This window comes from Asticcacaulis sp. SL142 (assembly GCF_026625745.1).
In the GTDB taxonomy this organism is placed as follows: Bacteria; Pseudomonadota; Alphaproteobacteria; order Caulobacterales; family Caulobacteraceae; genus Asticcacaulis.
In genome coordinates this window covers 1788332-1801331 of record NZ_CP113061.1, presented here as the reverse complement: position 1 = coordinate 1801331, position 13000 = coordinate 1788332, and the positions used below count along the sequence as shown (strand labels likewise).

Below are 13000 nucleotides of genomic sequence, written 5' to 3'. Positions count from 1 at the left end.
CAACTTGGCGAGAAAAGTCGGGCGTCGCGGCGGCAATATAGTGACTATTCATGATGTGGCGCGTCATGTGGGCGTATCGCCCATGACCGTGTCGCGGGTCATCAATGGCGAAAAAAATGTGCGTGAGGAAACCCGTCAAAAGGTACTGGCCTCGGTTGAGGCGCTCAACTATTCGCCGAATATGGCGGCGCGCAGTCTGGCGACGCAGGATGTGGCGCGGGTGGCGCTTTTGTATTCCAACCCGTCCTCAGCCTATCTCAGCGAGTTTTTGTTAGGCATCCTTGAGCAAAGCGCCCAGAGCGGTTGCCAGTTGACTATTGAAAGCTGTGACGGCCCCGAAGGGGCGGCGTCGGCGATTGAGAAGTTGAAATCCACCGGCACAGACGGAGTTGTCTTGCCCGCACCCCTGTCGGATTCAACGCGCGTGGCCAAGGCGCTTAAGGATCTCAATATCCCGTTTGTGGGCGTGGCGACGGCGCGGCCCTCACCGGATATAACCTCGGTCAGTATTGACGACTATAAGGCCGCCTATTCGATGACTAAGCGCCTGATCGCGCTGGGGCACCGCCGGATCGGCTTCATCAAGGGGCACCCGAATAACTACGGCAGCCAGCTTCGCTATGACGGCTTTGTGGCGGCCATGGCCAAGGCCGGGCTTGAGGTTGACGATTCGGATGTGGTGCAGGGTTATTTCACCTATCGCTCCGGCTTTGATGCCGCCGAAACCCTGCTGGGGCGTGAGGAACGGCCAACGGCGATTTTCGCCTCCAACGATGATATGGCCGCAGGGGCCGTGGCGACCGCCCATCGGCTGGGTCTGGACGTTCCGTCGCAGGTCTCGATCGTGGGATTCGATGACACGGCCATGGCGACCATGGTCTGGCCGGAACTGACGACGGTGCGTCAGCCGATCTCGGACATGTCGGCTTTGGCGCTTAAACTGTTGCTGGATCAGATCCGGGCCAAGCGTACCGGCGTGTCCTATACGCCGATCCGTGAAATCCGGGATTTCTCCCTGATTGAGCGCCAATCGTCGGCTGCGGTAAGTGATACCTGAGTTTTTATACGTCATGTAAAATCTGATGGGGATGGCCCCAAAATTCGCACTGCGATATGAGTGTTTTGGCTTGACATGAGCCTGTCGGCAGCGCAAATGGTAGCGCTATCATGGCGTAAAAGCTAACGGCGCGTTCAATTTTGACGGTTTTGGCAAAAATGCCAGATCCGCCATGACGTTGAGTGTGTGCGTTTTGCCCAAATGCGCACAAGAAAAATTGAGGAAAAACAAGGCCATGCCAAATGCCGACCACAGCCTGATCAGCGCCCTTCCGCAGGACTGGCGCGACGCAACCCTGATCGGACGCATCCTTCTGCCGGAAGGCCCGACGCCGGTTATGGTGCGCGGTGGTAAGGTTTATGACATGACGCCGGTGGCGCCGACCGTGGCGCAACTGATGGCGGTGTGGCCTGAAAAGGGTGCGCCCAGCGGCGGGAAACTGCTCGGTGACCTCGAAGGCTTTAACTTCACGACCACATGGTCGGGTGAGGCATCTAAAGACAAACTGCTGTCACCGATTGATCTGCAATGCGTCAAGGCAGCCGGGGTCACCTTCGCTGTGTCGGCGGTTGAGCGCGTCATCGAAGAGCGCGCCCGCGGCGATGCCGATAAGGCGCAAGGCATCCGTGATGCCCTGAAAGAGCGTATCGGGGCCGATATCCGCTCGGTCGTGCCGGGGTCCCAAGATGCCGCCAAGCTGAAAGATGCCCTGATTGCCGATGGCATGTGGTCGCAATATCTCGAAGTGGCGATTGGCCCGGACGCCGAAGTGTTCACCAAGGGGCCGGTGTTGTCATCGATCGGTTGGGGCGACGAAGTCGGTATTCGATCGGATTCGACCTGGAACAACCCCGAACCCGAAGTGGTTCTGGTGGTCGATCCCAAGGGCCGTCCGGTTGGGGCCATGCTCGGCAACGATGTCAATCTGCGCTGCTTTGAAGGTCGTTCGGCGCTGCTGCTGGGTAAGGCCAAGGACAATAACGCTTCGACCGGCCTTGGGCCGTTCATCCGCATGTTTGACGACACGTTTGGCATTGACGATGTCCGTCAGGCCAAGCTTGATCTCGATATCACCGGCCCTGAAGGCTATGTGCTTAAGGGCAAGTCGAGCATGACTGAGATCAGCCGCGATCCGTTGGAACTGGTGCGCCAGACCCTGAGTGAGCATCAATATCCCGATGGCTTTATCCTGATGATGGGCACGCTATTTGCCCCAACCCAGGACCGTGACGTTCCGGGCCGTGGTTTCACCCATAAGGTCGGCGATATCGTCAGCGTATCGTCGCCAAAGCTTGGCACCCTTACCAACCGCGTGGTGACCTCGAAAGACGCGGCACCGTGGGCCTACGGCATTGTTGACCTGATGCAAAATCTGGCCGGTCGCGGCCTGCTGAATACCAAAAAAGTACAGCCGCACGACGCGGTCGCGTAAAAAATAAATACAACTAAAGAAAGTATGGGGACCGATGTCGTCGGCAATCTATCCAAGCCTTAAAGGTAAAAAAGTACTCATCACGGGCGGCGGTTCCGGCATCGGGGCGGGCCTTGTGACGGCCTTTGTGCAGCAAGGCGCGCGCGTTCACTTTATCGATCTGGTCGATGAGGTATCGGCCACGCTCGATACCGGCGTGCTGGGGGTAGCCCCCACATTCTATAAGTGCGATCTGACCGACACCCCGGCCTTAGAAGCCGCGCTGGCCGCCGTTCTGGCCGATGGGCCGGTTAACATTCTGCTGAACAATGCCGCCCGCGATGACCGTCACACCCTGTCGGAAGTGACCTCGGAATTTTTCGATAAGAACATCGCTGTTAACCTCAAGCATCTGGCCATGACGACGCGCGTCATTGCACCGGGCATGAAGGCTGCGGGTGGGGGCGCGATCATCAATTTTGGCTCGATCTCCTGGCACTTAGGTCTGCCCGATCTGGTGCTTTATGAGACCGCCAAGGCGGGCATCGAGGGCATGACCCGCGCGCTGGCGCGTGAGCTTGGTCCCGACAATATCCGCGTCACCTCGATCATTCCGGGCAATGTCAAAACCCCGCGCCAGATGAAGTGGTACACCCCCGAAGGTGAGCGCCAGATCGTCGAATCGCAATGCTTGCCGGGTCGGATCGAGCCTAAGCATGTGGCGTCTCTGGCGCTGTTTCTGGCGTCGGACGATGCGTCGCTGTGCACCGGACATGGCTACTGGATCGACGCGGGATGGCGCTAGGGATTTCACCGAAAAGTTTGGCGCGGTGCGCCAATACATTTTCGGTGGAAAGAAAATATACCTCCCCAATTGCGCTCAAGCAGCGCAGCGGTAGCGCACTAAAATGCGCCGGGGAGGAGGCCGCACGAGCCGAAGGCGAGATGTGGTGGTGGGGGTAATGTCCGTGCCGGATTCCCCCCTCTTGATGCCGATGCAGGCATCGCCATCAAGCTCCCCCTGCAACAGGGGGAGTTCTAAAAAAACGCAAGGTGGGAGCAATGAGCGGTAATTTTGAGGTCACCTGCGTCTGGGACTTGAAGGCCATCTTGGGCGAAGGCCCGATCTGGTCGGCCAAAGACCACGCCGTCTGGTTTGTCGATATCAAGTCATCGAAAATCCATCGCTATGACGTCAGCATCGGCTCAAAACAGTCCTGGACCGCGCCGTCACCGTGCGGCTTTATCGCCCCGCGCAAACGCGGCGGCTTTGGTGGTCGGCTGCAAGAGCGGGCTTTATCTGTTTGAGCCCAAAACGGGCGATTTTACACTCCTGACGCACATTGAACCTCACCTGCCGGGCAACCGCCTGAATGACGGCTTTGTCGACTCAAAAGGTCGCCTGTGGTTCGGGTCAATGGACGATAATGAAGCCAATCCGACCGGCGCGCTCTATCGCTATGATGCGCGGGGCTTAAAGAAAATGGATGATGATTACGTCATCACCAATGGCCCTGCGGTCAGCCCGGACGGCAAAACCCTCTATCACAACGACACCCTGAAAAAGATCATCTACGCCTTTGATCTGGATGACGACGGCGAGATCGCGGGCAAGCGCGTCTTTGCGCGTCTGGACGAAGCCGGACATACCCCACCGCATGGCGAAGGCTATATGGATGGGCCGGTGGTCGATAGCGCGGGCAATGTCTGGAACGCACTGTTCTTTGGCTGGGGTGTCAACTGTTATGCCCCCGATGGCCGCCTGATCCACAAGGTTAAATTCCCCGTCTCCAATGTCACCAAGATTGCCTTTGGCGGACGCGATTTGAAAACCGTGTACGCCACCACGGCCGCCAAGGGATTGTCCGCAGACGACATCGCCGCCCAACCTCTGGCCGGTGGCCTGTTTAGTTTTGAAGCCGATATTTCCGGCCAACCGCAATATGAGATTGATCATGTCTAAACGCATTCCCGCCACGCCCAATGGTCGTTTCCGCTCTCAGGAATGGTTCGAGGCTCCCGGCCATATCGACATGGCGGCCCTCTACCTTGAGCGGTTTATGAACTACGGGCTGACGCCCGCGGAACTGCGCTCAGGCCGTCCGATCATAGGTATCGCCCAGACGGGCTCGGACATATCGCCGTGCAACCGCATCCACCTTGACCTTGCCGATCGCGTCAAGGCCGGTATCCGCGATGCGGGTGGGGTTCCGATGGAGTTTCCGTGTCATCCGATCTTTGAAAACTGCCGCAGGCCAACGGCGGCCATCGACCGTAACCTCAGCTACATGACGATGATCGAGATCCTGCACGGCTATCCGATCGACGCCGTGGTGCTGACGACCGGTTGCGATAAGACGACGCCCGCAGGTATCATGGCCGCGACCGCCGTCGATATTCCGGCCATTGTCCTGTCGGGCGGACCGATGTTGGACGGCCATCACGAAGGCGATCTGGTTGGTTCCGGCACCGTCATCTGGCGCTCACGCCGTAAGCTAGCGGCCGGTCAGATGACCGAGGATGAGTTTATCGAAGCGGCTGCGGCTTCTGCCCCCTCAGCGGGCCATTGCAACACCATGGGCACGGCCTCAACCATGAATGCGGTTGCCGAAACGCTCGGCCTCAGCCTGCCCGGCTGTTCGGCCATTCCGGCGCCTTATCGTGAGCGCGGGCAGATGGCCTATGAGACGGGTAAGCGCATTGTTGAGATGGCGTGGGAAGACCTAAAGCCCTCGAAAATCCTGACCCGTAATTCGTTCCTCAATGCCATTGCGCTGGTCGCGGCGGTCGGCGGTTCGACCAATGCCCAGCCGCATATTGTGGCCATGGCCCGTCACGCCGGGGTTGAACTGACCGATCAGGACTGGATGGCCGCTTACGATATTCCGTTGATCCTCAATATGCAGCCTGCGGGTAAATATCTGGGGGAGCGCTTCCACCGCGCCGGTGGCGTACCCGCTATCCATGTCGAACTGCTCAAAGAAAACCTGATCGACGGCGATGCCAAAACCATTACCGGAAAAACTTTGGCGGAAAACGTCATTGGCCGTGAAACCAAAGACCGCGAGATGATCTATACGGTCGCAGACCCGATGATGGAGCGGGCCGGTTTCCTTGTCCTCAAAGGCAATTTGTTTGACTTTGCCATCATGAAAACCAGTGTGATTTCGGATGAATTCCGCACGCGCTATCTGTCCACGCCGGGTCAGGAAAACATCTTTGAAGCCAAGGCGGTCGTGTTTGATGGCTCGACCGATTACCATGAGCGCATCAATGATCCGGCGCTGAATATCGACGAAAACACCATACTGGTCATCCGTGGCTCCGGCCCGGTCGGCTGGCCCGGATCGGCCGAGGTCGTCAATATGCAGCCGCCCGATGCGCTGTTGAAGCGCGGGATCACCTCTCTGCCGACTCTGGGCGATGGCCGTCAATCGGGCACGGCGGATTCGCCGTCGATCCTCAACGCCTCACCCGAAAGCGCGGTCGGTGGCGGGCTGGCGTGGCTCAGAACCGGCGATGTCATCCGCATCGACATCAATACCGGCACCTGCGATGCGCTGGTGGCTGATGACGATATCGCGGCCCGCAAGGCTGAGGGTATTCCGGCCTATCCGGCCAGCATGACGCCGTGGCAGGAAATCTACCGTCAGACGGTCGGGCAATTGCATACGGGTGCGGTCATGGAACCGGCGCTAAAATTTACCCATATCGCCGATCAGATGCCGCGCCATAACCATTAATCGAGTTTGAAATAACGGGAGAAATCCCGGCAGTCGCTGCCTATTTTCTCGCGAACAAGGGTGTATTCGCTTGAAAATGACAGCGCTGCCATTCATAGATTTGAGACCGATACGCGCGCGGGCAACAACGCTTAAATTCCGCACACAAGCGCGACGGATCAGAGGCGGACGCATACACCCAATCGGGCGTGTGCGCTGACACAACAGGGTGCATCACCATCGTGGGGATGGCCTTCAGGAAGGAAGCTATCAATGACCTCGTCACTGGCTAAGGTGAATATGGGGCTTGTCATGGGGCTGGCGATCGGTGCCGCTCTGGGGGGCCTTTTGTTCGGCTACGACACCGCCGTTATTTCGGGTGCGGAAGCCTCAATCAAGCATAACTACATCCTGCCGAATATGGCATGGGATGAAACCCAAAAGAACTTTTTTCACGGTCTGGCGGTCGGTATTGCGCTGCTGGGCTGCGTGATCGGCTCAGCCATCGCAGGGCCACTAGCGACCAAGTTTGGCCGCCGGGTCGGCATGATGATTGCCGCCGCTCTGTTTTTCGTATCGTCCATTATGTCGGGCTTTCCGGAAACCTTTATCGCCCCGATGGGCACACTGGGCGTCGATACCCTGTGGCCCTATATGATCTACCGCGTCTTTGGCGGGATCGCGATCGGTATGGCGTCGCTGATTTCGCCGATGTATATCGCGGAAATTGCCCCCGCCAAGCACCGCGGGTTGCTGGTGTCTTTGCAACAGATCGCCATCGTTGTGGGGATTACGCTGGTCTATTTCGTCAATATGAAAATCGCCGAAGCCGGTAATGGCGACGACACCTGGATTCACGCGCTCGGCTGGCGCTACATGCTGGCCTCGTGCGCTATTCCGGCCGCTCTGTTCCTGACGGCGGCCTTCCTGATGCCGGACACCCCGCGCTGGTACATGATGAAGGGCCATGAGGCCAAGGCTGAAAAACTGCTGCATGAACTGAACGACCCGGATACGGCCAAGGCCACCATGGTTGAAATCCGCGGCAGTCTGGTCAACCATTCGGGTAAGCTGTTCTCGTTCGGGGCAGGCGTTCTGGTGGTTGGTATCCTGCTGTCGGTCTTTCAACAGGTCGTGGGCATTAATGCCGTGCTTTATTATGCCCCCAGTATGTTCAAGAATGTCGGCATGGAAACCAATGCCGCCATGCTGCAAACCGTCATAATGGGCGTGGCAATGGTGGTGTTCACCATTATCGCCCTGTTCACCGTCGATAACTGGGGGCGTAAGCCTCTGTTGATCCTCGGCGCCGTGGTCATGGCCGTGTCGCTGTTTTTCTTGGGCTATCTGTACCAGACCCACCAACAGGGCATGATCTTCCTGGTGACGGCTATCGTCTATATCGCCGGGTTCTCCCTGTCGTGGGGGCCGATTGTGTGGGTGCTGCTGGCCGAAATGTTCCCGAACTCGATCAAGGGCACGGCCATGTCGATTGCGGTCGCGGCCCAGTGGATCGCCAACTATATCGTGTCTCAGACCTTCCCGATGATGGACGGTAACTCGACCCTGATCGCCTTGTTTAACCACGGTTTCTCGTTCTATGTGTATGGGACGTGTTCGGTTCTGGCGGCAATATTCGTGTGGAAATTCGTGCCTGAAACCAAGGGCAAGACCCTGGAGGCCATCGAAGGTCTCTGGAAAAAGCACTGATAATGGCGTAGACTTGATCTGCATCTAAACGGCGGCGGGGTGCATAGCCCCGCCGTTATGGCTTATAAAACTATAAAAAATAAAACCGGGAAGGCCGCCATCATGTCCGATATTACAGAGGGTGATACGCTCACCCTCAGCCGTGCGCGTGACGCCGTGTGCACGCTTACCGTCGCCGATACGCAGCTAAGGATCGCCCCGCATCTGGGAGCCTCGACCTTGAGCCTGACCCATAAGGGCCGCGATTATTTGCGGCGAGCACCGGATGGGGCAGGCGATGTGTTGCAGACCGGCAATTTCCTACTGGTGCCGTTTGCGAACCGCATCAAAAACGGACATTTTGTCATTGGCACCAAGGACATTCAGCTTAAGCCCAATCTGGGCGACCATCCCCACACCCTGCACGGTCAGGGTTGGCGTGCGGCCTGGCAGGTTGCGGAGATATCAGATTCGCGGGCGCGGCTGGTGTTTGACCATAAGGTCGGGGAATGGCCGTGGGATTACCGGGCCGAAGTAATCTATGAACTGCGTGACGGGGGCTTAAGGATCTATCTGTCGGTGACCAATCTGTCGACCTGCGCCATGCCGGCGGGGCTGGGCTTTCATCCCTATTTCCTAAAAACTGAACAGACGCGTCTTAAGGCCCATGTCGAGGGCGTGTGGCTGTCGAGCGACGACTGCCTGCCGACCGAATGGCACGGCGGTATCTATCGCGGCAAGGACTGGACGAATGGCGATGTGGTTGATGCCGAGCAATTGCTCGATCACTGTCACACCGAATTTAATGGCCGGTTTGATATCTTTGAGGGCGAAGAGGCGACGCTGACCGTCAAGGCCTCACCCGACTGCCACTGGCTGCATATCTATGTGCCGCCGGGGGAGGATTTCTTCTGCGCCGAGCCGGTCAATCACATGCCCGATCCGTTCAATAAACCCAATTCCGGCCTGAAATGCCTTAAGACCGGTGAAAGTGCGATGATGTGGATGGACATGACCCTGCATGGGTGACTCATTTCTATTATGATTTGGCTCTATAAGGTGTTACTCGCCTAGATATTTTTGGAGACATATCATGACCTCTACGGTTAGCCGTCGCAGTGCATTAATTACAGCTATAGGGGCCGGGGGGCTGATCATGACGTCCGCCCAAGCAGTAGCGCAGTCGGGATCAAGTCCTGCTGTTAAATCTTACCAGCCGGAGATGCTGCCATTTGATCCCAAAAGCCTTGCATGGTTGTCGGAAAAAATCCTTACCAGTCACCATGACAATAACTATGTCGGTGCTGTTAAACGCCTCAACATGATCGGGGCCGACTTTGCTAAATTGGATATGAAGGCAACGCAGGGATTTGTGCTTAATGGCCTAAAGCGCGAGGAACTGTTGGCCTTCAATTCGATGATTTTGCATGAGATATATTTTAAGTCTCTGGGCAAAAGCGCTTCACGTCCCGGTGCAAAGTTACTGCAGCAGATCGAAACAGATTTCGGTAGCTTTGAACGCTGGACGCAGGAATTTGCCGCCATGGGCAAGGCTTTGGGCGGCGGATCGGGGTGGGTATTGCTGTCCTGGTCACCACGGGCAGGGCGCTTGGTCAATCAATGGGCGGCGGATCATACGATGACCGTTGCAGATGGCACGCCGTTACTGGCACTGGACATGTATGAGCATGCTTATCACATGGATTACGGTGCGAAAGCTTCCGCCTATGTGGATGCATACATGTCCAACATTGAATGGTCGTCTGCCGAAAGAATGTTTAGCAAATATTCGGGCTGACCCGTGCGGCCACTTAATTCACCCAGCCGCCGTCGATAATATAGGGCTGGCCGGTGATAAAGGCGGATTCGTCGGAGCCTAGGAATACCGCCAAGGCGGCCAGCTCTTCGGCCTTGCCGAAGCGGCCCATGGCCTGACGCGACGTGAACTCGCTGTAGGCTTTATCGAAGTCGCCGGTGTCGCGCAGGCGTTGCAGCAGGGACGGGGTCTCAACTGTGCCGGGGCAGATGGCGTTGCAGCGGATGCCTTGGGCGACGAAATCGGCGGCCACAGCCTTGGTCAGGCCGATAACGGCGGCCTTGGTGGCGCAGTAGGCAAAGCGGTTGGGGATGCCTTTGATAGAAGAGGCGATCGACGACATGTTGATGATCGAGCCCCCGCAGTTCTTGATCATATTCGGCAACACCGCGCGGATCAGGCGGTACTGGGCGGTGACGTTGAGGCTGTTGGAAAAGGCCCAGTCGTCTTCGTCGCAGTCAAGGATCGTGCCCGCGTGTACAAAGCCTGCGCAGTTATAGAGCACGTTGATGTTTGGAAATTCGGCGGCGATGGCCTTGATAGCTTCGGCATCGGTGACATCGAGCTTACGCGCCGTGACGCCGGGGATGCCGGAAAGTTCGGCCAATGACGCATCATTGATATCGGCGGCGATGACGTGGGCACCTTCGCGCACGTAAGCTTCGACGGTGGCGCGGCCAATGCCTTGTCCGGCGGCGGTGATCAGGGCGGTTTTGTTTTGCAGTCTCATGTCAGGCTCGCTTTAAAGGTAAGCATGAAGGGCCAATCGGCTCGAACGCCTTATAGGTGAGGATAAATTCCTGGTGGCCGAGGGCTTCGGATTTGGTGCGGGCACCGGCAGCGACCTTAAGCACCAGATCAGTGATCTCCTGCCCCACGTCATCCAGCGTGGCGCGGCCTTCCATGATCCGGCCCGCATCGATATCCATGTCTTCGGACAGCTTGCGATAGGTTTCCGGATTGGCGCAAATCTTGATGACCGGCGAAATCGCTGAGCCCACGACCGAACCTCTGCCCGTGGTAAACAGGGTCAGGTGCGCCCCGCAGGCGATCAGTTCGACGATTTCGGCATTGTCGGAGATATTGGGAAAGCCAAAGCGCGGCTCACCGTCCGGCACCACATCCAGCAGGTAAAGCCCGCCGGTCGGTGGCTGATCACCGGGTTTCAAGATGCCACAGATCGGGGCTGACCCGGACTTGGAATAAGCCCCCATCGACTTTTCTTCCTGGGTCGTCAGCCCGCCTTCGGCATTGCCGGGCGCAAACGATCCAAAGCCCATAATGGTGTAATAGCGTTCGGCCTTTTCAACGCTTTTCTCTAACGCGGCCCCCAGCTCCGGTGTGACGGCCCGGTCGGCCATGATGGTTTCACAGCCGACCAGTTCGCCGGTTTCCTCAAAGATACAGGCCGCCCCCGCCGCCCCAAAAGTATCGAATGCGCGCCCGACCGCCGGATTGGCGGTGATGCCTGAGGTGCCGTCCGAACCGCCGCAGATGGTGCCGATAATCAGTTCGGAAATGTCCATATCCACGCGTGGGGCTTGAGCGGCCATGGCCTGCATCCGTTTGACCGCTTCGACGCCTTTTTGAATGGTCGAGGCGGTGCCGCCGGAATTCTGGATCACCAGAGTCTCAACCGGCCGGCCTGACGCTTCGATGGTGGTTTTTAGCTGCTCACGGTTAAAGCTTTCGCAGCCGAGCGAGATCAGCAGCACACCACCGACATTGGGGTGAGTGGTCAGGGCCTGCATCATCTTGAAGGCATAGGCATTGGGATAGCAGCCCGGAAAGCCGATCAGATGAACTTCGGGCGTAATCCCGATGGTCGCGGACGCCAATTGATCATAGTCCGTAAAGCGGTTGACGATGCCGCGCGCGACATGGTGGGCACATTCGACCAGATAGGCAACGGCAATGACATTGCGGATGCCTTTGCGGCCATCGGGCCTGAGATACGCGTTGCGGATGGTCATCAGCCGACGATCTTTCGGGTGTGGGAGGAAATATAATCGCTTTTCATATTGTGCAGATGGACGTGATCGCCGCGTTTGGCGTCCGCTGTCATGGAGCCAATCGGCGCGCCGTATTTCAGGATTTTATCACCGGCCTGCAAATCGCCGCGCGCGACCTTATGGCCGACCTCAATGGCGGCCGGGATGATGACGGTGTCGCCGTCAATGACCGTTTCAAAGCCCGCCGTAATGGGGGCGCGGCACACCAGCACATTGTCGTCGGGGTGCAAAAGGATAAGGGGGGAAATCATGCGGATACAGGCGTTTCAGGTGTCGGGGCAGGTGTCGGGGAGTTGGGCGGTATCAGCCCGCCGGTTTTCAGGTCATCCCACAGGGCGGGCGGAATCGGGTGGTGAAACAGGGCAGCATTGCTGCGCACCTCGTCGGGCGTGGCCATGCCGGGAATGACGCTGACGACCGCCGGATGAGCCAGCGGAAACTGTAAGGCCGCCGCCGCCAGGGGGACATGGTGATCGGCGCAAATGGCTTCGATGCGCCGCACCCGCGTGATGATCTCAGGCGGGGCGGGGGCGTAGTCGTAAAACGGTGTCCGGCCATTGCCTGCACCGGTAATTAGTATGCCGGAATTGAACGGCCCGCCCAGAATGATCGAGACGCCGCGTGCCACACAGCGGGGCAGAAAGGCCGTCAGTGGTGCCTGTTCCAGCAGGGTATAGCGGCCCGCCAGCAGGACGGCGTCCAGATCGGCGTGATCCAGCACCTGGTCACAAATTTCGGTCTCGTTGACCCCCAGCCCGATGGCGCCGATGCTGCCTTCGGATTTCAGCGTCTGCATGGCTTTGAGGCCACCGCTAAGGAACGCTTTCAGGTGGTGATCATGATCATCGCCATGGGTCAGGCGGCCCAGATCATGGGCCAGCAGAATATCGATCCGTTCGCGCTTCAGTCGGGTAAGGCTCGACTCGAACGATCGCATCACGCCGTCATAGCTGTAGTCGAAATGTTCCTCGAACGGGTCGCCATCAACAAAGCCATGGCGCTGGGTTCCGGACGGGGGCGGGGCGATGGGCGTCAGGACACGCCCGACCTTGGTGGAGACGATCACGTCATGCGGCAGGACGGCCCCTAAGCGACGCTCACTCAGGCCATGGCCGTAACGCGGGGCGGTGTCGAAATAGCGAATACCCGCCTCAAGGGCCGTGGTCACGCAGGCGCTCGCCGCCTCATCGCTCAGCGGGCGATAGAGATTGCCTATGGCGGCGGCCCCAAACCCAAGGGCAGGGACGCGCACACTGGTGCGGCCAATTAAATTCAAGGTGTCAGCCCCTGACA

General features: G+C 58.2%; 11 protein-coding genes and 1 pseudogene. 8 read left to right on the top strand and 4 right to left on the bottom strand.

Features of this window, described 5'->3' with window-relative positions; genetic code table 11:
* Positions 1–4: 4 nt before the first annotated feature.
* The 8 genes and pseudogenes from OVA03_RS08235 (at position 5) to OVA03_RS08200 (ending at position 9677) form a co-directional block, all read left to right on the top strand.
* Positions 5–1057 (top strand): LacI family DNA-binding transcriptional regulator, encoded by a 1053-nt coding sequence (locus OVA03_RS08235; protein WP_267527637.1) that lies wholly within the window; start codon positions 5–7, stop codon positions 1055–1057.
* Between the two features lie 235 nt (positions 1058–1292).
* Entirely contained in the window at positions 1293–2489 is a 1197-nt protein-coding gene (locus OVA03_RS08230; RefSeq protein WP_267527636.1) for a fumarylacetoacetate hydrolase family protein, read from the top strand.
* Between the two features lie 34 nt (positions 2490–2523).
* Positions 2524–3273, top strand: coding sequence for an SDR family NAD(P)-dependent oxidoreductase (locus OVA03_RS08225; RefSeq protein WP_267527635.1), 750 nt, complete (start codon positions 2524–2526; stop codon positions 3271–3273).
* Positions 3274–3530: 257 nt separating this feature from the next.
* Positions 3531–4431: pseudogene (locus OVA03_RS08220) on the top strand (SMP-30/gluconolactonase/LRE family protein).
* A complete protein-coding gene (locus tag OVA03_RS08215) occupies positions 4424–6211 on the top strand; it encodes an IlvD/Edd family dehydratase (RefSeq protein WP_267527634.1) in 1788 nt (595 codons plus the stop codon). Before OVA03_RS08220 ends, OVA03_RS08215 begins: the two are co-directional and overlap by 8 nt.
* Before the next feature lie 252 nt (positions 6212–6463).
* Positions 6464–7900, top strand: coding sequence for a D-xylose transporter XylE (gene xylE, locus OVA03_RS08210; protein ID WP_267527633.1), 1437 nt, complete (start codon positions 6464–6466; stop codon positions 7898–7900).
* Positions 7901–8002: 102 nt separating this feature from the next.
* A complete protein-coding gene (locus OVA03_RS08205) occupies positions 8003–8908 on the top strand; it encodes an aldose 1-epimerase (RefSeq protein WP_267527632.1) in 906 nt (301 codons plus the stop codon).
* A gap of 64 nt (positions 8909–8972) precedes the next feature.
* On the top strand, positions 8973–9677 hold the full coding sequence (locus OVA03_RS08200) for a superoxide dismutase (RefSeq protein ID WP_267527631.1): 705 nt from the start codon (positions 8973–8975) through the stop codon (positions 9675–9677).
* A 13-nt stretch (positions 9678–9690) separates the two neighbouring features.
* Here OVA03_RS08200 and OVA03_RS08195 read toward each other — a convergent pair whose 3' ends face one another.
* From OVA03_RS08195 to OVA03_RS08180, 4 genes are read right to left on the bottom strand one after another with little or no spacing between them, the layout of a single operon-like run.
* Entirely contained in the window at positions 9691–10425 is a 735-nt protein-coding gene (locus tag OVA03_RS08195) for an SDR family oxidoreductase (RefSeq protein WP_267527630.1), read from the bottom strand.
* 1 nt (position 10426) lies between these two features.
* Positions 10427–11668 (bottom strand): UxaA family hydrolase, encoded by a 1242-nt coding sequence (locus OVA03_RS08190; RefSeq protein WP_267527629.1) that lies wholly within the window; start codon positions 11666–11668, stop codon positions 10427–10429.
* The gene (locus OVA03_RS08185; RefSeq protein ID WP_267527628.1) at positions 11668–11958 is read right to left on the bottom strand and encodes a UxaA family hydrolase; all 291 of its coding nucleotides are present in this window, start codon (positions 11956–11958) and stop codon (positions 11668–11670) included. The genes OVA03_RS08190 and OVA03_RS08185 overlap by 1 nt, the downstream gene beginning before the upstream one ends.
* The gene (locus tag OVA03_RS08180; protein WP_324291044.1) at positions 11955–12983 is read right to left on the bottom strand and encodes an aldo/keto reductase; all 1029 of its coding nucleotides are present in this window, start codon (positions 12981–12983) and stop codon (positions 11955–11957) included. Before OVA03_RS08180 ends, OVA03_RS08185 begins: the two co-directional genes overlap by 4 nt.
* Between the last annotated feature and the right edge of the window lie 17 nt (positions 12984–13000).

Excerpts from the sequence above, each read along its gene's own strand:
- OVA03_RS08185 (WP_267527628.1), bottom strand. The coding sequence starts at position 11,958 with ATGATTTCCCCCCTTATCCTTTTGCACCCCGACGACAATGTGCTGGTG.
- OVA03_RS08205 (WP_267527632.1), top strand. The coding sequence starts at position 8,003 with ATGTCCGATATTACAGAGGGTGATACGCTCACCCTCAGCCGTGCGCGT.
- OVA03_RS08230 (WP_267527636.1), top strand. The coding sequence starts at position 1,293 with ATGCCAAATGCCGACCACAGCCTGATCAGCGCCCTTCCGCAGGACTGG.
- OVA03_RS08195 (WP_267527630.1), bottom strand. The coding sequence starts at position 10,425 with ATGAGACTGCAAAACAAAACCGCCCTGATCACCGCCGCCGGACAAGGC.
- xylE (WP_267527633.1), top strand. The coding sequence starts at position 6,464 with ATGACCTCGTCACTGGCTAAGGTGAATATGGGGCTTGTCATGGGGCTG.
- OVA03_RS08190 (WP_267527629.1), bottom strand. The coding sequence starts at position 11,668 with ATGACCATCCGCAACGCGTATCTCAGGCCCGATGGCCGCAAAGGCATC.
- OVA03_RS08200 (WP_267527631.1), top strand. The coding sequence starts at position 8,973 with ATGACCTCTACGGTTAGCCGTCGCAGTGCATTAATTACAGCTATAGGG.
- OVA03_RS08225 (WP_267527635.1), top strand. The coding sequence starts at position 2,524 with ATGTCGTCGGCAATCTATCCAAGCCTTAAAGGTAAAAAAGTACTCATC.
- OVA03_RS08215 (WP_267527634.1), top strand. The coding sequence starts at position 4,424 with ATGTCTAAACGCATTCCCGCCACGCCCAATGGTCGTTTCCGCTCTCAG.